This window comes from Escherichia sp. E14S1 (genome assembly GCF_004211995.1).
GTDB lineage: Bacteria > Pseudomonadota > Gammaproteobacteria > Enterobacterales > Enterobacteriaceae > Escherichia.
In genome coordinates this window covers 490,975-510,315 of sequence record NZ_RHJQ01000008.1, presented here as the reverse complement: position 1 = coordinate 510,315, position 19,341 = coordinate 490,975, and the positions used below count along the sequence as shown (strand labels likewise).

14 protein-coding genes are annotated in these 19,341 nt (G+C 51.9%); 12 read left to right on the top strand and 2 right to left on the bottom strand.

The features are described 5' to 3' along the window. Positions 1-82: 82 nt before the first annotated feature. Positions 83-859: an enhanced serine sensitivity protein SseB gene (gene sseB / locus D9734_RS11270; protein WP_130207508.1), complete on the top strand. Its 777-nt coding sequence runs from the start codon at positions 83-85 to the stop codon at positions 857-859. Positions 860-890: 31 nt separating this feature from the next. Here sseB and timP read toward each other — a convergent pair whose 3' ends face one another. Together timP and sseA are read right to left on the bottom strand one after the other, a co-directional pair. After that, positions 891-1,016 (bottom strand): small toxic inner membrane protein TimP, encoded by a 126-nt coding sequence (gene timP, locus D9734_RS23715; RefSeq protein ID WP_252152855.1) that lies wholly within the window; start codon positions 1,014-1,016, stop codon positions 891-893. Between the two features lie 339 nt (positions 1,017-1,355). Then, complete coding sequence (gene sseA, locus D9734_RS11265; protein ID WP_130207506.1) at positions 1,356-2,201, bottom strand: 3-mercaptopyruvate sulfurtransferase; 846 nt, start codon at positions 2,199-2,201, stop codon at positions 1,356-1,358. A gap of 206 nt (positions 2,202-2,407) precedes the next feature. Here sseA and yfhM point away from each other — a divergent pair, with 206 nt between their 5' ends. The 11 genes from yfhM (at position 2,408) to D9734_RS11210 (ending at position 19,083) form a co-directional block, all read left to right on the top strand. Then, positions 2,408-7,366 (top strand): alpha2-macroglobulin, encoded by a 4,959-nt coding sequence (gene yfhM, locus D9734_RS11260; protein ID WP_130207504.1) that lies wholly within the window; start codon positions 2,408-2,410, stop codon positions 7,364-7,366. Further along, the gene (gene pbpC, locus D9734_RS11255) at positions 7,367-9,679 is read left to right on the top strand and encodes a peptidoglycan glycosyltransferase PbpC (RefSeq protein WP_130207502.1); all 2,313 of its coding nucleotides are present in this window, start codon (positions 7,367-7,369) and stop codon (positions 9,677-9,679) included. Positions 9,680-9,827: 148 nt separating this feature from the next. Next, positions 9,828-10,259: a nucleoside-diphosphate kinase gene (gene ndk / locus D9734_RS11250; protein ID WP_000963835.1), complete on the top strand. Its 432-nt coding sequence runs from the start codon at positions 9,828-9,830 to the stop codon at positions 10,257-10,259. Between the two features lie 149 nt (positions 10,260-10,408). Continuing rightward, positions 10,409-11,563 carry a bifunctional tRNA (adenosine(37)-C2)-methyltransferase TrmG/ribosomal RNA large subunit methyltransferase RlmN gene (locus D9734_RS11245; RefSeq protein WP_130207500.1) on the top strand — a complete coding sequence of 385 codons (1,155 nt, stop codon included), beginning with the start codon at positions 10,409-10,411 and terminating at the stop codon, positions 11,561-11,563. A 284-nt stretch (positions 11,564-11,847) separates the two neighbouring features. Continuing rightward, positions 11,848-12,858 carry a cytoskeleton protein RodZ gene (rodZ, locus tag D9734_RS11240; RefSeq protein ID WP_130207498.1) on the top strand — a complete coding sequence of 337 codons (1,011 nt, stop codon included), beginning with the start codon at positions 11,848-11,850 and terminating at the stop codon, positions 12,856-12,858. A gap of 26 nt (positions 12,859-12,884) precedes the next feature. Next, the gene (gene ispG, locus D9734_RS11235) at positions 12,885-14,003 is read left to right on the top strand and encodes a flavodoxin-dependent (E)-4-hydroxy-3-methylbut-2-enyl-diphosphate synthase (protein ID WP_130207495.1); all 1,119 of its coding nucleotides are present in this window, start codon (positions 12,885-12,887) and stop codon (positions 14,001-14,003) included. Between the two features lie 110 nt (positions 14,004-14,113). Beyond that, complete coding sequence (gene hisS, locus D9734_RS11230; RefSeq protein WP_130207493.1) at positions 14,114-15,388, top strand: histidine--tRNA ligase; 1,275 nt, start codon at positions 14,114-14,116, stop codon at positions 15,386-15,388. Positions 15,389-15,405: 17 nt separating this feature from the next. Beyond that, the gene (gene yfgM / locus D9734_RS11225) at positions 15,406-16,026 is read left to right on the top strand and encodes an ancillary SecYEG translocon subunit YfgM (RefSeq protein ID WP_130207491.1); all 621 of its coding nucleotides are present in this window, start codon (positions 15,406-15,408) and stop codon (positions 16,024-16,026) included. Between the two features lie 10 nt (positions 16,027-16,036). Then, on the top strand, positions 16,037-17,215 hold the full coding sequence (gene bamB, locus D9734_RS11220) for an outer membrane protein assembly factor BamB (protein WP_130207489.1): 1,179 nt from the start codon (positions 16,037-16,039) through the stop codon (positions 17,213-17,215). Between the two features lie 117 nt (positions 17,216-17,332). Further along, positions 17,333-18,805 carry a ribosome biogenesis GTPase Der gene (gene der, locus D9734_RS11215; RefSeq protein WP_032281443.1) on the top strand — a complete coding sequence of 491 codons (1,473 nt, stop codon included), beginning with the start codon at positions 17,333-17,335 and terminating at the stop codon, positions 18,803-18,805. Between the two features lie 62 nt (positions 18,806-18,867). Further along, on the top strand, positions 18,868-19,083 hold the full coding sequence (locus D9734_RS11210; protein WP_130207487.1) for a zinc ribbon domain-containing protein: 216 nt from the start codon (positions 18,868-18,870) through the stop codon (positions 19,081-19,083). The last annotated feature ends 258 nt before the right edge of the window (positions 19,084-19,341 follow it).

The window sequence follows — 19,341 nt, the reverse complement described above, 5'->3', positions numbered from 1 at the left end:
TAGATTGCGACTCCCTTGTGGGCCTGATAAGCGTAGCGCATCAGGCACTTCCGCCCCGAACGTTGAATGAATTGTGGTTCTTATGTCCGAAACAAAAAACGAACTTGAAGACCTGCTGGAAAAAGCAGCAATCGAACCGGCGCACCGCCCGGCCTTTTTCCGTACTCTACTGGAATCCACCGTCTGGGTGCCCGGTACGGCGGCACAGGGCGAGGCTGTAGTTGAAGATAGCGCGCTCGATTTACAGCACTGGGAAAAAGATGACGGCACCAGCGTCATTCCTTTTTTCACCTCGTTAGAAGCACTTCAACAGGCGGTTGAAGACGAACAGGCATTTGTCGTAATGCCCGTTCGCACATTGTTTGAGATGACCCTTGGCGAAACGCTCTTCCTTAATGCCAAACTGCCAACCGGTAAAGAATTTATGCCGCGTGAAATCAGTTTGTTGATTGGTGAAGAAGGGAATCCGCTGAGCAGTCAGGAAGTACTGGAAGGCGGTGAATCGCTGATATTATCGGAAGTCGCAGAGCCACCAGCACAAATGATTGATTCACTCACCACCTTATTTAAAACCATTAAGCCAGTGAAGCGTGCTTTTATTTGTTCAATTAAAGAGAGCAAAGAGGCACAGCCTAATTTACTTATTGGCATTGAAGCCGATGGTGATATCGAAGAAATTATTCAGGCAGCGGGAAGTGTAGCGACCGATACATTACCTGGCGATGAACCAATAGATATTTGTCAGGTAAAAAAAGGGGAAAAAGGAATTAGCCACTTTATTACCGAACATATTGCGCCATTCTATGAACGTCGCTGGGGTGGTTTTTTGCGTGACTTTAAACAGAATCGGATAATCTAAAATATGCCGCCCCAAAGGGCGGCATTCGGGCTTACCTGCTGTTCTGAAGGTTGTTAACCACCAGTAAATTGTTACCGAAGAGACTCCGGTTATTATTTACTTCGGAAAACAGCGCACCAGAAACAATAAGTACGATACAAAAGCACCGTATCTTCATTGTGCGGTCCATGCGAAGACCGCATCACGACAGCACCACTGGCGATATTGCCGCGATAGCAAGCGCTGTGAAACACCTGCATTTACGGCCATGGAACATCCTTTCCTTAAGCCAGCGCCCGTTTGCGAGACGGCGGAAAGGGCCGTAGTGGATAATACACTAGCTGAACAAAAATTACTCTCTTTGGCTTGACAAAAAGAGAGTTACTGGCGAGTATTGCTCTGCTGTGAAGCACCTGCGTTGTTCATGCAACACAAGTCAACCTGCTGGAAAGGCCGCGAACCAGACCAGCAATAAAAAACCGCCAAATTCGGCGGTTTTTTATTGCCTGTAAAAAGCTTATTTCAATGGCTCAACCGGTAAATCGGCCCGTGCGCCCCATTCACTCCACGCCCCGTCGTATAGTTTCACATTTGGCACATCCAGTGTTGCGAGTGCCAACAAAACCACGGCTGCCGTTACACCAGAGCCGCAGCTGACGATAATCGGTTTGTCATAGCTGATGCCGCGACCAAAAAATATCGCATCCAGTTCATCGGTCGTTTTCAGTTCGCCTTCGCGCACCAGTTCTGTCCATGGGACATTCACCGCGCCGGGAATATGTCCGCGACGTAAACCTGCGCGAGGTTCATCAACTTCCGCGTTAAAACGCGTAGCCGGGCGGGCATCGATAATTTGTGCCGTTTTTTCATGACTTGCCAATAACACATCGGTCACTTTCACCACGGCTTCCGGGGTAAACGCGACGTTAAACTCACCTTCCGGCAGTTCCACTGCGCCTTCTTCTAACAGCAGATCATCACGTTGCCAGCCCGCTAAGCCCCCGCCAAGGATTGACACTTTCTCCACACCAAAAGTGCGCAGCATCCACCACGCGCGCGGCGCAGAAAATAGGTTTCCTTCATCATAGACAATCAGATGCTTGTCCTGATTAACGCCCAGTTCACGCATCGCGACGGCGAACGTTTCCGGGCGAGGCAGCATGTGCGGAAGGGGGGATGTATGATCAGAAAGAGCTTCGATATCGAAAAATACTGCACCGGGGATATGACCGTTCAGATACTCCTGGGCAACGTTACGCTCTTCCTGCCCGGGCGGCGCCATACGAGCATCAATAATCTGAATTTCCGGGTCATCAATATGTTCGGCGAGCCAGTCGGCTCCTACAAACCATGTCGTGGACATAGGCATCTCCATTTTTGCCGGGGTTAAGTTAAATTGTCGGATGTTTGCCGAAAAGCGACAAGCAAAAGAGGCTGATTTGGCTGCCTGAGCCACACTTCTCACTAAAATTCGGATTTTGTAGATGTGATAGTGAATTACATAACATCATTTCTCACGCATAATAATCATTCGACGTTGCTAACGGGCCATTGTGGCAGGGATGAGAGATGAAAAAGTTACGCTTAGCCGCCTGTATGTTGATGCTGGCGCTGGCAGGGTGCGACAACAACGATAACGCGCCAACTGCAGTGAAAAAAGATACGTCTTCTGAAGTTGCTAAAGAGTCATCTTCGACAAATGCGACTTCTGCGAAACTCTCCTCGCCGGCGCGACAAAAACTGGCACAACAGAGCGCGGGTAAGGCACTGACATTGCTGGATCTCTCTGAGGTACAGCTCGATGGCGCAGCCACGCTGGTACTGACTTTCTCTGTCCCCCTCGACCCGGATCAGGACTTCTCGCGCGTTATTCATGTCGTCGATAAAAAGAGCGGCAAAGTGGATGGCGCCTGGGAGTTGTCAGATAATCTCAAAGAACTGCGTTTACGCCACCTCGAACCGAAACGTGATTTGATCGTCACTATTGGCAAGGAAGTTAAGGCACTCAATAACGCAACCTTCGGTAAAGATTACGAAAAAACCATCACCACCCGCGATATCCAACCCAGCGTCGGCTTTGCCAGCCGTGGTTCGCTGCTACCCGGAAAAGTCGTGGAAGGACTGCCGGTAATGGCGCTCAACGTTAACAATGTCGATGTTAACTTCTTCCGTGTTAAGCCGGAATCGCTGCCAGCTTTCATTAGCCAGTGGGAATATCGTAACTCACTGGCGAACTGGCAATCGGACAAACTGTTGGAGATGGCGGACCTGGTCTATACCGGGCGGTTTGATCTCAATCCTGCGCGTAACACCCGCGAAAAATTATTGCTGCCGCTGGGCGATATCAAGCCGCTTCAGCAGGCGGGCGTGTATCTGGCTGTTATGAATCAGGCCGGACATTACGATTACAGTAATCCAGCCACGCTATTTACGTTAAGTGATATCGGCGTATCGGCCCACCGTTATCACAATCGTCTGGATATCTTTACTCAAAGCCTGGAAAACGGCGCGGCCCAGCAAGGAATTGAAGTCTCGCTATTAAATGAGAAAGGGCAGACCCTGACTCAGGCGACCAGTGATTCACAGGGCCATGTGCAGTTGGAAAATGATAAAAACGCGGCGCTACTGCTGGCGCGTAAAGACGGTCAGACAACGCTGCTCGATTTAAAACTACCGGCACTGGACTTAGCGGAATTTAACATTGCTGGCGCGCCAGGCTACAGCAAACAGTTCTTTATGTTTGGTCCGCGCGATCTTTATCGCCCTGGCGAAACGGTAATCCTCAACGGCTTACTGCGTGATGCAGACGGTAAAGCTCTGCCGGATCAACCCATCAAACTGGACGTGATTAAACCTGACGGGCAGGTACTGCGTAGTGTTGTTAGCCAGCCGGAAAATGGCCTCTACCACTTTACCTGGCCGCTGGATAGCACTGCGGCAACTGGAATGTGGCATATCCGAGCCAACACTGGGGATAACCAGTATCGGATGTGGGATTTCCACGTCGAAGATTTTATGCCGGAGCGCATGGCGTTGAATCTGACCGGCGAGAAAACGCCATTAACGCCAAAAGATGAAGTGAAGTTCTCCGTGGTGGGGTACTACCTGTACGGTGCGCCCGCTAATGGCAATACCTTGCAGGGACAGCTTTTCCTGCGACCGCTGCGTGAAGCGGTTTCTGCATTGCCTGGTTTCGAATTTGGTGATATTGCTGCCGAAAACCTTTCGTGCACGCTGGATGAAGTCCAGCTGACGCTGGATGATAAAGGACGCGGCGAAGTTTCCACTGAAAGCCAGTGGAAGGAAGTACATTCCCCATTACAGGTTATTTTCCAGGGGAGTTTGCTGGAATCGGGCGGTCGCCCGGTGACGCGCCGCGCTGAACAGGCTATCTGGCCTGCCGATGTGCTGCCAGGGATCCGTCCGCAGTTCTCTTCAAAATCAGTTTACGATTATCGTACTGACAGCATGGTAAAACAGCCCATTGTTGATGAAGACAGTAACGCTGTTTTTGATATCGTTTATAGCGATGCGCAGGGCGTGAAAAAAGCAGTGTCGGGCTTGCAGGTGCGACTGATTCGCGAACGTCGCGATTACTACTGGAACTGGTCGGAAGATGAAGGCTGGAAGTCACAGTTCGATCAAAAAGATCTGATCGAAAATGAGCAAACGCTGGATCTGAAAGCGGATGAAACCGGCAAGGTAAGTTTTCCGGTAGAGTGGGGCGCTTATCGTCTGGAAGTCAAAGCGCCGAATGAAGCGGTCAGTAGCGTGCGTTTTTGGGCCGGATATAGCTGGCAGGATAATAGCGACGGTAGCGGCGCAGTGCGTCCGGACCGTGTCACGCTGAAACTGGATAAGGCCAGTTATCGCCCGGGCGACACCATTAAGTTGCATATCGCCGCGCCAACGGCGGGTAAAGGTTATGCGATGGTCGAGTCCAGTGAAGGGCCGCTGTGGTGGCAAGAGATTGATGTTCCGGCTCAAGGGCTGGATCTGACGATTCCGGTCGATAAAACCTGGAATCGTCATGATCTTTATTTGAGTACTCTGGTGGTGCGTCCTGGCGATAAATCTCGCTCCGCGACGCCAAAACGCGCGGTTGGTGTGTTGCATTTGCCGCTTGGTGATGAAAACCGTCGCCTCGATCTGGCGCTGGAAACACCATCAAAAATGCGTCCCAATCAACCATTAACCGTTAAAATTAAAGCCAGCACTAAAAATGGCGAGAAGCCAAAACAGGTGAATGTGCTGGTGTCTGCCGTTGATAGTGGTGTGCTGAATATTACTGACTACGTCACGCCAGATCCGTGGCAGGCGTTCTTTGGTCAGAAACGCTATGGCGCAGACATTTACGATATTTACGGTCAGGTTATTGAAGGTCAGGGGCGTCTGGCTGCACTGCGCTTTGGTGGCGATGGTGATGAACTGAAACGCGGTGGCAAACCGCCAGTAAATCACGTCAATATTGTCGCGCAACAGGCGCTGCCAGTAACGCTCAACGAACAGGGCGAAGGCACGGTTACATTGCCGATTGGCGATTTTAACGGTGAATTGCGCGTCATGGCGCAAGCATGGACGGCAGATGATTTCGGCAGCAACGAAAGCAAAGTGGTTGTTGCGGCACCCGTGATAGCGGAACTGAACATGCCGCGCTTTATGGCTAGCGGCGACACCTCACGTCTGACGCTGGACATCACTAATCTTACCGATAAACCGCAAAAACTTAACGTTGCTCTGACCGCCAGTGGCTTGCTTGAACTGGTGAGTAATTCCCCCGCACCTGTTGAATTAGCGCCAGGTGTGCGAACCACGCTGTTTATCCCGGTGCGTGCTCTGACGGGGTTTGGCGATGGTGAAATTCAGGCCACCATTAGCGGGTTAGCGTTACCAGGTGAAACCGTTGCCGATCAGCATAAGCAGTGGAAAATCGGCGTCCGTCCGGCATTCCCGGCACAAACGGTCAATTACGGTACGGCATTACAGCCTGGTGAAACATGGGCGCTCCCGGCTGATGGGTTGCAAAACTTCTCGCCTGTTACGCTGGAAGGGCAGTTGTTGTTGAGCGGCAAGCCACCGCTGAACATCGCGCGTTATATCAAAGAGTTAAAAGCATATCCCTACGGCTGCCTGGAGCAAACCACCAGCGGCCTGTTTCCGTCACTTTATACCAATGCAGCCCAACTGCAGGCGTTGGGTATAAAAGGTGACAGCGATGATAAACGCCGTGCGGCAGTCGATATTGGCATTTCGCGTTTGCTGCAAATGCAACGTGATAACGGCGGCTTTGCCCTGTGGGATAAAAACGGTGACGAAGAGTACTGGCTGACCGCATACGTGATGGATTTCCTGACCCGTGCTGGTGAACAGGGTTACAGCGTGCCGACAGAAGCCATTAATCGTGGAAACGAGCGTCTGCTGCGCTATTTACAAGATCCGGGCATGATGTCGATTCCGTACGCTGATAATCTTAAAGCCAGTAAGTTTGCCGTTCAGTCTTACGCAGCGCTGGTGCTGGCACGGCAACAAAAAGCGCCGCTGGGTGCGCTACGCGAAATCTGGGAGCGTCGTGCAGATGCGGCTTCTGGTTTACCGCTGCTGCAACTTGGCGTTGCGCTGAAAACCATGGGTGATGCGACGCGTGGTGAAGAAGCGATTGCGCTGGCGCTGAAAACGTCGCGTAACGATGCACGGAAATGGCTGGGCGATTACGGTAGCCCACTCCGCGATAACGCGCTGATGCTCTCTTTACTTGAAGAGAACAAGCTACTGCCTGATGCACAGCAGGCATTGATTAACACCCTTTCACAGCAGGCATTTGGCGAACGTTGGCTCTCGACCCAGGAAAGTAACGCGCTGTTCCGGGCTGCCCGTACTCTTCAGGATTTACCGGGTAAATGGCAGGCGCAGACGTCTTTGTCTGCCGAGCCGTTGACAGGCGAGAAAGCGCAAAACAGCAATCTGGATAGCGATCAACTGGCAGCGTTGCAGGTGACCAACCGTGGCGACCAGCCGTTATGGCTGCGTGTGGATGCCAGCGGTTATCCGCAATCCGCACCACAACCAGCGAGCAATGTGCTGCAAATTGAGCGTCATATTCTTGGTACTGACGGTAAGAGTAAGTCTCTGGACTCGTTGCGTAGCGGCGATCTGGTGCTGGTCTGGTTGCAGGTAAAAGCCAGTGACAGCGTGCCGGATGCTTTGGTCGTTGATTTACTGCCAGCGGGCCTGGAACTGGAAAACCAGAACCTGGCTAACGGCAGCGCCAGCCTGGAGCAAAGTGGCAGCGAAGTGCAAAACCTACTCAATCAAATGCAACAAGCGAACATTAAGCATATTGAGTTTCGGGACGATCGCTTTGTAGCGGCGGTTGCTGTAGATGAATATCAGCCGGTAACGCTGGTGTATCTGGCGCGGGCGGTAACGCCGGGAACGTATCAGGTTCCGCAACCGATGGTGGAATCAATGTATGTTCCCCAATGGCGGGCGACTGGCGCTACTGAAGATTTGCTGATTATCAGACCGTAAATGCCTCGTCTGTTAACCAAACGTGGCTGCTGGATAATACTGGCAGTCACGCCCTTTATTATCATTCTGGCAGCGTGGGGGGCAGATAAACTCTGGCCTCTGCCGCTACATGAAGTTAACCCCGCACGCGTCGTCGTGGCGCAGGATGGGACGCCGCTCTGGCGCTTTGCCGATGCTGATGGCATCTGGCGTTATCCGGTAACCATCGAAGATGTTTCTCCACGTTATCTCGAAGCACTGATCAATTACGAAGATCGCTGGTTCTGGAAGCATCCAGGCGTGAACCCATTCTCGGTGGCTCGTGCTGCCTGGCAGGATCTTACTTCTGGTCGGGTTATCTCCGGCGGCAGTACGCTCACTATGCAGGTAGCTCGCCTGCTTGATCCACATTCGAAAACCTTTGGCGGTAAAATTCGCCAACTCTGGCGCGCATTTCAACTGGAATGGCACCTGTCTAAACGTGAAATTCTGACCTTGTATCTTAACCGCGCCCCGTTTGGCGGTACGTTACAGGGGATCGGTGCGGCAAGCTGGGCTTATCTCGGAAAATCGCCTGCTAATTTGAGCTATTCCGAGGCAGCAATGTTGGCGGTGTTACCGCAAGCGCCCAGCCGACTGCGCCCGGATCGCTGGCCGGAACGTGCTGAGGCCGCACGTAATAAAGTGCTCAAACGGATGGCTGCGCAAGGTGTGTGGTCCCGTGAGCAGGTAAAAGAATCTAGTGAAGAGCCCATCTGGCTGGCCCCCAGGCAAATGCCGCAATTGGCACCGCTGTTTTCGCGCATGATGCTCGGTAAAAGTAAAAGCGACAAAATCGTTACTACGCTGGATGCTGGTCTTCAACGACGTCTGGAAGAACTGGCGCAAAACTGGAAAGGACGATTGCCGGCGCGCAGCTCACTGGCGATGATCGTGGTTGATCATACCGATATGCGTGTTCGCGGCTGGGTAGGATCGGTCGATCTCAACGATGATTCACGCTTTGGTCATGTTGATATGGTTAATGCGATCCGATCGCCAGGATCGGTGCTCAAACCATTTGTTTATGGTCTGGCGCTGGATGAAGGTTTGATCCACCCGGCATCGCTGTTGCAAGACGTCCCCCGACGCACCGGTGATTATCGACCTGGTAACTTTGACAGCGGTTTTCATGGCCCGATCAGCATGAGCGAGGCGCTGGTGCGCTCGCTGAACTTACCTGCTGTGCAGGTGCTGGAAGCCTATGGCCCGAAACGGTTTGCGGCAAAATTACGTAATGTTGGATTGCCGTTGTATCTGCCCAACGGTGCTGCGCCCAATCTTTCGCTCATTCTTGGCGGCGCTGGTGCAAAACTGGAAGATATGGCTGCAGCGTATACCGTGTTTGCTCGCCACGGTAAGGCGGGTAAGTTGCGCTTACAGCCGGGCGACCCATTACTTGAGCGACCGTTAATGTCGCCGGGGGCCGCGTGGATTATCCGCCGTATAATGGCAGATGAAGCGCAGCCGCTTCCGGATAGCGCCTTGCCACGCGTCGTACCACTGGCGTGGAAAACAGGAACCAGTTATGGCTACCGCGATGCATGGGCAATAGGGATAAACGCTCGCTATGTGGTCGGTATCTGGACCGGCAGGCCGGACGGCACGCCCGTTGTCGGTCAGTTTGGTTTTGCCAGCGCCGTACCGCTGTTGAATCAGGTCAATAATATCTTACTGTCGCACAGTGCGAATCTGCCGGAAGACCCGCGTCCTGACTCTGTAAGCCGTGGCGTTATCTGCTGGCCGGGCGGACAGTCTTTGCCGGAAGGTGACGGTAACTGTCGCCGCCGCCTGGCAACCTGGCTGCTGGACGGGAGCCAGCCGCCAACTCTATTACTACCGGAGCAGGAAGGCATTAATGGCATTCGTTTCCCCATCTGGCTGGATGAAAACGGCAAACGTGTTGCCGCTGATTGCCCTCAAGCGCGACAAGAAATGATAAATGTCTGGCCGCTACCGCTGGAACCCTGGCTGCCTGCATCGGAGCGCCGCGCCGCACGCCTGCCATCGGCATCAACAAGTTGCCCGCCGTACGGTCACGATGCCCAGCTCCCGCTGCAGCTGACAGGCGTTCGCGATGGCGCGATTATTAAACGTTTACCTGGCACTGCTGATGCTTCTTTGCCTGTGCAAACCACGGGTGGCACAGGTGAACGATGGTGGTTTCTTAATGGTGCGCCGTTAACTGAACGTGGGCGTAACATTACGTTGCGTTTGAGTGAAAAAGGTGATTATCAGTTACTGGTGATGGATGAAATGGGACAGGTCGCGACGGTGAGATTTGCCATGCAGTAGTCTGTTTTGTCAGATTTTGTTGCTTAAACTCGGTTTATTTTAAAAAAATGTTACCTTCATCAATAGTCAACGGCCCTGTAGCTCATTATAATCCGCGCCATCTCGTACGCTGGTACAGACAACAACAGAATAATTTACAGAGGTAAAAATGGCTATTGAACGTACTTTTTCCATCATCAAACCGAACGCGGTAGCAAAAAACGTTATTGGTAATATCTTTGCGCGCTTTGAAGCTGCTGGATTCAAAATTGTCGGCACCAAAATGCTGCACCTGACCGTTGAACAGGCTCGTGGCTTTTATGCTGAACACGATGGAAAACCGTTCTTTGATGGTCTGGTTGAGTTCATGACCTCTGGCCCGATCGTGGTTTCCGTACTGGAAGGTGAAAACGCCGTTCAGCGTCACCGCGATCTGCTGGGCGCGACCAACCCGGCAAACGCACTGGCCGGTACTCTGCGTGCTGATTATGCTGACAGCCTGACCGAAAACGGTACCCACGGTTCTGATTCTGTAGAATCTGCCGCTCGCGAAATCGCCTTCTTCTTCGGTGAAGGCGAAGTGTGTCCGCGCACACGTTAATATTTTCGTAAATGCCGCGTGCAAACGTGGCATCCATGCGCCAGAATTTGTACAATGCAGCGCCCCCGGACGAGCAGTCGCTCACCGGGGCGTTTCTTTTTTCAACCCTCCAGGGGCCATAACGTGTAATAACGAGGCCGGAATAGCATATGTCTGAACAATTAGTCACACCTGAAAACGTCACCACGAAAGATGGAAAAATCAACCTGCTGGATCTCAACCGTCAGCAGATGCGGGAGTTTTTTAAAGATTTGGGTGAAAAACCCTTCCGCGCCGATCAGGTGATGAAGTGGATGTATCACTATTGCTGCGACAACTTTGATGAGATGACCGACATCAACAAAGTGTTGCGTGGCAAGCTGAAAGAGGTGGCGGAGATCCGCGCACCGGAAGTGGTTGAAGAACAGCGTTCATCTGACGGCACCATTAAATGGGCAATTGCCGTGGGCGATCAGCGCGTTGAAACGGTGTACATTCCGGAAGACGACCGCGCCACACTTTGCGTCTCCTCGCAGGTCGGCTGTGCGCTGGAGTGTAAATTTTGTTCCACTGCCCAGCAAGGTTTCAACCGTAACCTGCGGGTGTCGGAAATTATCGGCCAGGTGTGGCGTGCGGCGAAAATCGTCGGCGCAGCAAAAGTCACCGGTCAGCGTCCGATCACTAACGTAGTGATGATGGGCATGGGCGAACCGCTGCTCAACCTGAACAATGTCGTTCCGGCGATGGAAATCATGCTCGACGATTTTGGCTTTGGCTTGTCTAAACGTCGCGTGACGCTCTCTACATCGGGTGTTGTTCCGGCACTGGATAAACTGGGCGATATGATTGACGTTGCGCTGGCAATCTCTCTGCATGCGCCGAACGACGAAATTCGTGACGAAATTGTACCGATCAACAAAAAGTACAACATCGAAACTTTCCTCGCTGCAGTACGCCGCTATCTGGAAAAGTCCAATGCCAATCAGGGCCGCGTCACCATTGAATACGTGATGCTTGACCATGTTAACGACGGTACAGAGCACGCGCATCAACTGGCGGAGCTGCTGAAAGATACGCCGTGTAAGATCAACCTGATTCCGTGGAACCCGTTCCCGGGCGCGCCGTATGGCCGCAGTTCGAACAGTCGTATCGATCGCTTCTCAAAAGTGTTGATGAGCTATGGATTCACAACCATCGTGCGTAAAACGCGTGGGGATGATATCGACGCTGCCTGCGGGCAATTAGCGGGCGAGGTTATCGACCGCACTAAACGTACCCTGCGCAAACGGATGCAGGGTGAAGCCATCGACGTGAAAACGGTTTGATGTCTCTTGCGCCACGGTTACTTTTTGTACCGTGGCGTAATCTTTTATGAATATAGCATTAAGTTGCAATTGTCTGATCAATATTAACGGTGCGTTTTTGCTGACTTTAAGGCAGTATGTAACGATGCAACAGTGAGTTAGCTTTGATTCATGTGGGCTTTGTCATGAGCACACAGACAGTCTTATACTGTATGATAAAGGTTAACTTAATGGATGTCTCGCGGTGTGGGTGAGCATGATGGCTCACCGGCATCTCAATTCTCATTTAAACGTACCTGCAGCGAATGAATACTGAAGCCACGCACGACCAAAATGAAGCACTTACTACCGGCGCTCGCTTGCGTAATGCCCGCGAACAACTTGGACTTAGCCAGCAAGCCGTTGCCGAACGACTTTGTCTGAAGGTTTCCACGGTACGCGATATTGAAGAGGATAAGGCGCCAGCCGACCTTGCATCAACATTCCTGCGCGGGTATATCCGGTCTTATGCACGACTGGTGCATATTCCGGAAGAAGAGCTGCTGCCGGGGCTGGAAAAACAGGCTCCGTTACGGGCCGCAAAAGTTGCGCCTATGCAGAGTTTCTCTCTCGGCAAGCGACGTAAAAAACGCGATGGCTGGCTGATGACCTTCACCTGGCTGGTGTTATTCGTGGTGATTGGACTGAGCGGTGCCTGGTGGTGGCAAGATCACAAAGCCCAGCAGGAAGAGATCACGACTATGGCAGATCAGACCACAGCGGAACTGAACGGTAATAGCGGCCAGGCGCAGAGCGTGCCGTTAGATACCTCCTCAAACGCTAGTCAGAGTGACTCCACCACGACGTCAGCACCTGCGGATACTACCGCTGCAAACACGCAAACGTCAGACGTGACCACGCCGGCACCTGCCGTTGAACCACAGCAGAACGCAGTTGTTCCGCCTTCGCAGGCGAATGTGGATACCACTGCTACGACCGCGCCAACGGCAACGACGTCAGATGACACAGCACCACTGCCAACCGATCAGGCAGGCGTGACTACGCCGGCGGCTAACCCGAATGCACTGGTGATGAACTTTACTGCCGATTGCTGGCTGGAAGTCACTGATGCTAACGGTAAAAAACTGTTCAGCGGGATGCAGCGTAAAGACGGTAATTTGAATTTAACCGGCCAGGCACCGTATAAACTGAAAATTGGTGCGCCGGCCGCAGTACAGATCCAGTATCAAGGGAAACCTGTCGATCTGAGTCGTTTTATCAGAACTAACCAGGTTGCGCGTCTGACCCTAAATGCCGAACAATCACCGGCGCAGTAACAGACGGGTAACGCGGGAGATTTTGCATGCATAACCAGGCTCCAATTCAACGTAGAAAATCAACACGTATTTACGTTGGGAATGTGCCGATTGGCGATGGAGCTCCCATCGCCGTACAGTCCATGACTAATACGCGCACGACGGACGTCGAAGCGACGGTCAATCAAATCAAGGCGCTGGAACGTGTTGGTGCCGATATCGTTCGTGTTTCAGTACCGACGATGGACGCGGCAGAAGCGTTCAAACTCATCAAACAGCAGGTTAACGTACCGCTGGTGGCCGACATCCACTTTGACTATCGCATTGCGCTGAAAGTGGCGGAATACGGCGTCGACTGCCTGCGCATTAACCCAGGCAATATCGGTAATGAAGAGCGTATTCGCATGGTGGTTGACTGTGCGCGCGATAAAAACATTCCGATCCGTATTGGCGTTAACGCGGGATCGCTGGAAAAAGATCTGCAAGAAAAGTATGGCGAACCGACGCCGCAGGCGTTGCTTGAGTCCGCCATGCGCCATGTTGATCATCTTGATCGTCTGAACTTCGATCAGTTTAAAGTCAGTGTCAAAGCGTCAGACGTTTTCCTGGCAGTAGAATCGTATCGTCTGCTGGCAAAACAGATCGATCAGCCGCTGCATCTTGGGATCACCGAAGCCGGCGGCGCACGCAGTGGGGCGGTGAAATCTGCCATCGGTTTAGGTCTGTTGCTGTCTGAAGGTATTGGTGACACGCTGCGCGTTTCGCTGGCTGCCGATCCGGTTGAAGAGATCAAAGTCGGTTTCGATATCCTTAAATCGCTGCGAATCCGTTCGCGCGGGATCAACTTCATTGCCTGCCCGACCTGTTCTCGTCAGGAGTTTGACGTCATTGGTACGGTTAACGCACTTGAGCAGCGTCTGGAAGATATCATTACCCCGATGGACGTTTCGATCATTGGTTGCGTGGTGAATGGCCCTGGCGAGGCACTGGTTTCTACACTCGGCGTCACGGGCGGCAATAAGAAAAGCGGCCTTTATGAAGATGGCGTGCGCAAAGACCGTCTGGACAACAATGACATGGTCGACCAGCTGGAAGCGCGCATTCGTGCGAAAGCCAGTCAGCTGGACGAAGCGCGTCGAATTGACGTTCAGCAGGTTGAAAAATAATAACGTGATGGGAAGCGCCTCGCTTCCCGTGTATGATTGAACCCGCATAGCTCCCGAAACATTGACGGAAGCGTTGAGGGTTCATTTTTATATTCAGAAAGAGAATAAACGTGGCAAAAAACATTCAAGCCATTCGCGGCATGAACGATTACCTGCCTGGCGAAACGGCCATTTGGCAGCGCATTGAAGGCACACTGAAAAACGTGCTCGGCAGCTACGGTTACAGTGAAATCCGCTTGCCGATTGTAGAGCAGACCCCGCTATTCAAACGTGCGATTGGTGAAGTCACCGACGTGGTTGAAAAAGAGATGTATACCTTTGAGGATCGCAATGGCGACAGCCTGACTTTGCGTCCTGAAGGGACGGCGGGCTGTGTACGCGCCGGCATCGAGCATGGTCTTCTGTACAATCAGGAACAGCGTCTGTGGTATATCGGGCCGATGTTCCGCCATGAGCGTCCGCAAAAAGGCCGTTATCGTCAATTTCATCAGCTAGGTTGTGAAGTCTTCGGTCTGCAAGGTCCGGATATTGACGCCGAACTGATCATGCTTACTGCTCGCTGGTGGCGTGCGCTGGGTATCTCTGAACACGTTACCCTCGAACTGAACTCAATCGGTTCACTGGAAGCGCGAGCGAACTACCGCGACGCTTTAGTGGCATTCCTCGAACAGCATAAAGAAAAGCTGGACGAAGACTGCAAACGCCGCATGTACACCAACCCGCTGCGCGTGCTGGATTCCAAAAATCCGGAAGTGCAGGCGTTACTCAATGACGCTCCGGCGTTAGGCGATTATCTTGACGAGGAGTCTCGCGAGCATTTTGCTGGTCTGTGCAAACTGCTGGAGAGCGCAGGTATTGCCTACACCGTCAACCAGCGTTTGGTGCGTGGTCTGGATTACTACAATCGTACCGTTTTCGAATGGGTGACTAACAGTCTCGGTTCCCAGGGAACCGTGTGCGCAGGCGGTCGTTATGACGGTCTGGTGGAACAGCTGGGTGGCCGTGCAACACCGGCAGTAGGTTTTGCGATGGGCCTCGAACGTCTTGTGTTGTTAGTTCAGGCAGTTAATCCGGAATTTAAAGCCGATCCCGTTGTCGATATATACCTGGTGGCTTCAGGCGCCGATACACAATCTGCGGCGCTGGCATTAGCTGAGCGTCTACGTGATGAATTACCGGGTGTGAAATTGATGACCAACCACGGCGTCGGCAACTTTAAGAAACAGTTTGCCCGTGCTGATAAATGGGGCGCACGCGTTGCTGTGGTGCTGGGTGAGTCCGAAGTGGCTAACGGCACGGCAGTAGTGAAGGATTTGCGCTCTGGTGAGCAAACGGCAGTTGCGCAGGATAGCGTAGCCGCGCATTTGCGCACGTTACTGGGTTAAGGAAGGAGAAGGACAGCGTGGAAATTTACGAGAACGAAAACGACCAGGTTGAAGCGGTTAAACGCTTTTTTGCTGAAAATGGCAAAGCACTGGCTGTTGGGGTGATTTTGGGCGTTGGCGCACTGATTGGCTGGCGCTACTGGAACAGCCATCAGGTTGATTCCGCACGCTCCACTTCTCTTGCCTATCAAAATGCGGTTACCGCAGTTAGCGAAGGCAAACCAGACAGCATTCCGGCGGCGGAAAAATTCGCTGCTGAAAATAAAAATACTTATGGCGCGCTGGCTTCTTTGGAACTTGCGCAGCAATTTGTTGACAAAAATGAACTAGAGAAAGCTGCCGCCCAATTGCAACAGGGGTTGGCGGACACGAGCGATGAAAATCTCAAAGCCGTGATAAATCTGCGTCTTGCCCGAGTTCAGGTGCAGCTCAAGCAGGCTGATGCCGCGCTGAAAACCCTTGAAACCATTAAAGGTGAAGGGTGGGCTGCCATTGTTGCCGACCTGCGTGGTGAAGCATTGCTGAGCAAAGGTGATAAGCAAGGTGCGCGTAGTGCATGGGAAGCAGGCGTGAAAAGCGATGCTACCCCGGCACTGAGCGAAATGATGCAGATGAAAATTAATAATTTGTCCATCTGAGAGGGACCCGATGCAATTGCGTAAATTACTGCTGCCAGGACTGCTTTCCGTTACTCTTTTAAGCGGCTGTTCGCTGTTTAACAGCGAAGAAGATGTGGTAAAGATGTCCCCATTGCCGACCGTTGAAAACCAGTTTACGCCGACCACGGCGTGGAGCACCTCTGTTGGTAGCGGCATTGGCAACTTCTATTCTAATCTTCATCCGGCGCTGGCGGACAACGTTGTCTATGCAGCAGACCGCGCTGGTTTAGTAAAAGCGATGAATGCGGATGACGGCAAAGAAATCTGGTCTGTCAGTCTGGCTGAGAAAGATGGCTGGTTGTCTAAAGAGCCGGCATTGCTTTCTGGCGGCGTGACCGTAGCAGGTGGTCACGTTTACATTGGCAGCGAAAAGGCGCAGGTTTACGCGCTGAATACCAGCGATGGTACTGTAGCATGGCAAACTAAAGTCGCAGGTGAAGCACTTTCTCGCCCGGTGGTTAGCGATGGTCTGGTACTTATCCACACCAGTAATGGTCAGTTGCAAGCGCTGAACGAAGCAGACGGTGCTGTTAAATGGACAGTTAACCTTGATATGCCTTCGCTCTCTTTGCGTGGCGAATCTGCGCCAGCCACAGCGTTTGGCGCAGCAGTTGTTGGTGGTGATAATGGCCGTGTCAGTGCAGTACTGATGCAACAGGGCCAGATGATTTGGCAACAGCGCATCTCTCAGGCGACCGGCTCTACTGAAATCGACCGTCTGAGCGATGTTGACACAACTCCGGTAATCATTAACGGCGTTGTTTTTGCACTGGCCTATAATGGTAACCTGACGGCGCTTGATCTGCGCAGCGGTCAGATTATGTGGAAACGTGAACTGGGTTCGGTGAATGATTTCATCGTCGACGGCAACCGCATCTATCTGGTCGATCAAAATGACCGGGTGATGGCGTTGACTATTGATGGCGGCGTTACGCTGTGGACGCAAAGCGATCTGTTGCATCGCCTGCTGACTTCTCCGGTGCTGTATAATGGCAACCTGGTGGTGGGTGACAGTGAAGGCTATCTGCACTGGATTAACGTCGAAGATGGTCGTTTCGTTGCCCAGCAAAAAGTTGATAGCTCCGGTTTCCAGACCGAACCGGTTGCCGCTGATGGCAAACTGCTGATCCAGGCAAAAGACGGGACTGTGTACTCCATTACACGTTAATCGTCTCTGTCGTTCACTTTGAAAACGGCTCCTGGACAGGGGCCGTTTTCCTGTTTTTAACAACGACGCAAAAAAAGCGATCGTTGTCTGATGATATATAAAAATGAGGCTTTAAACATGGTACCTGTGGTCGCGCTTGTCGGGCGCCCTAACGTAGGAAAATCCACGTTATTTAACCGTCTAACTCGCACCCGAGATGCGCTGGTTGCGGATTTCCCGGGTCTGACTCGTGACCGTAAGTACGGTCGTGCAGAAATTGAAGGCCGCGAGTTTATCTGTATTGATACCGGCGGTATTGACGGTACGGAAGACGGTGTTGAAACCCGCATGGCGGAACAGTCGCTGCTGGCGATTGAAGAAGCAGACGTTGTACTGTTTATGGTTGATGCGCGTGCTGGCCTGATGCCGGCAGATGAAGCTATTGCCAAGCACCTGCGCTCCCGAGAAAAACCTACCTTCCTGGTGGCAAACAAAACTGATGGTTTAGATCCAGACCAGGCAGTTGTTGATTTCTATTCGCTCGGTTTAGGCGAAATCTACCCAATTGCCGCGTCTCATGGTCGTGGTGTATTAAGCCTGCTGGAGCACGTCCTTCTGCCGTGGATGGAAGATCTCGCGCCGCAAGAAGAAGTGGACGAAGACGCAGAATACTGGGCGCAATTTGAAGCGCAAGAGAACGGCGAAGAAGAAGAGGAAGACGACTTCGACCCGCAAAGTCTGCCGATCAAACTGGCGATTGTGGGGCGTCCGAACGTCGGTAAGTCTACGCTCACTAACCGTATTCTCGGTGAAGAACGCGTTGTGGTTTACGACATGCCAGGCACAACGCGTGACAGTATCTACATTCCAATGGAACGTGACGGACGTGAGTATGTACTCATTGACACCGCAGGCGTACGTAAACGCGGCAAAATCACCGATGCGGTAGAGAAGTTCTCAGTAATCAAAACGTTGCAGGCAATTGAAGATGCCAACGTGGTGATGCTGGTCATTGATGCACGCGAAGGTATTTCCGATCAGGATCTCTCTCTGCTGGGCTTTATTCTCAATAGTGGGCGCTCACTTGTGATTGTGGTGAACAAGTGGGATGGCCTGAGCCAGGAAGTGAAAGAGCAGGTGAAAGAGACGCTGGACTTCCGTCTGGGCTTTATTGATTTTGCTCGCGTGCACTTTATCTCTGCATTGCACGGCAGTGGTGTTGGTAACCTGTTTGAATCAGTGCGTGAAGCATATGACAGCTCTACCCGTCGCGTGGGTACGTCTATGCTGACACGAATCATGACCATGGCTGTTGAAGATCACCAGCCGCCACTGGTACGCGGGCGTCGCGTGAAGCTGAAATATGCCCACGCCGGTGGTTATAACCCGCCGATTGTGGTGATTCACGGTAACCAGGTAAAAGACCTGCCGGATTCCTACAAGCGTTATCTGATGAACTACTTCCGCAAGTCTCTGGATGTGATGGGTACGCCGATTCGTATTCAGTTTAAAGAAGGGGAAAACCCATATGCGAACAAGCGTAACACCCTGACGCCGACCCAGATGCGTAAGCGTAAGCGCCTGATGAAGCATATCAAGAAAAGTAAGTAATTACTTATCTGGTTTCCCTTTCCATATGGAAAGGGAAACTCATGAAAATGTGAGGATCATTTATGGAACTCAGCTGCCCAATCTGCCAAAAACCTCTCGAACGTCAAGGCGAGACGGCTCACTGCGTAACTTGCGACAAAGATTTCATCGTCCAGGCACTTTGCCCTGACTGCCACCAACCGTTACAGGTGTTAAAAGCGTGTGGTGCGGTGGATTATTTCTGCCAGCATGGTCACGGTTTAATTTCTAAAACCCGTATTGAATTTGTCATTGCTTAATATCACTGGAATATATGATTTCGCATTATATATTCCTAATATAAATATTATAATCTCTTCTCTATTAGATAAATGGCTAATTAAAAATGAGCAAAGTCTCATTGTTATAACTTTAAGACTATGTTTAGCACTTCTGGTGTGCAGTTGCTGCGTTATCTGGAATACAATGTTAGACATTATTTTAGAATTAAATTCCCACAGGGAAAAACATGTTGCAATGGATCCGCTATATAACACTAATATTTATCTCCGGTGCTG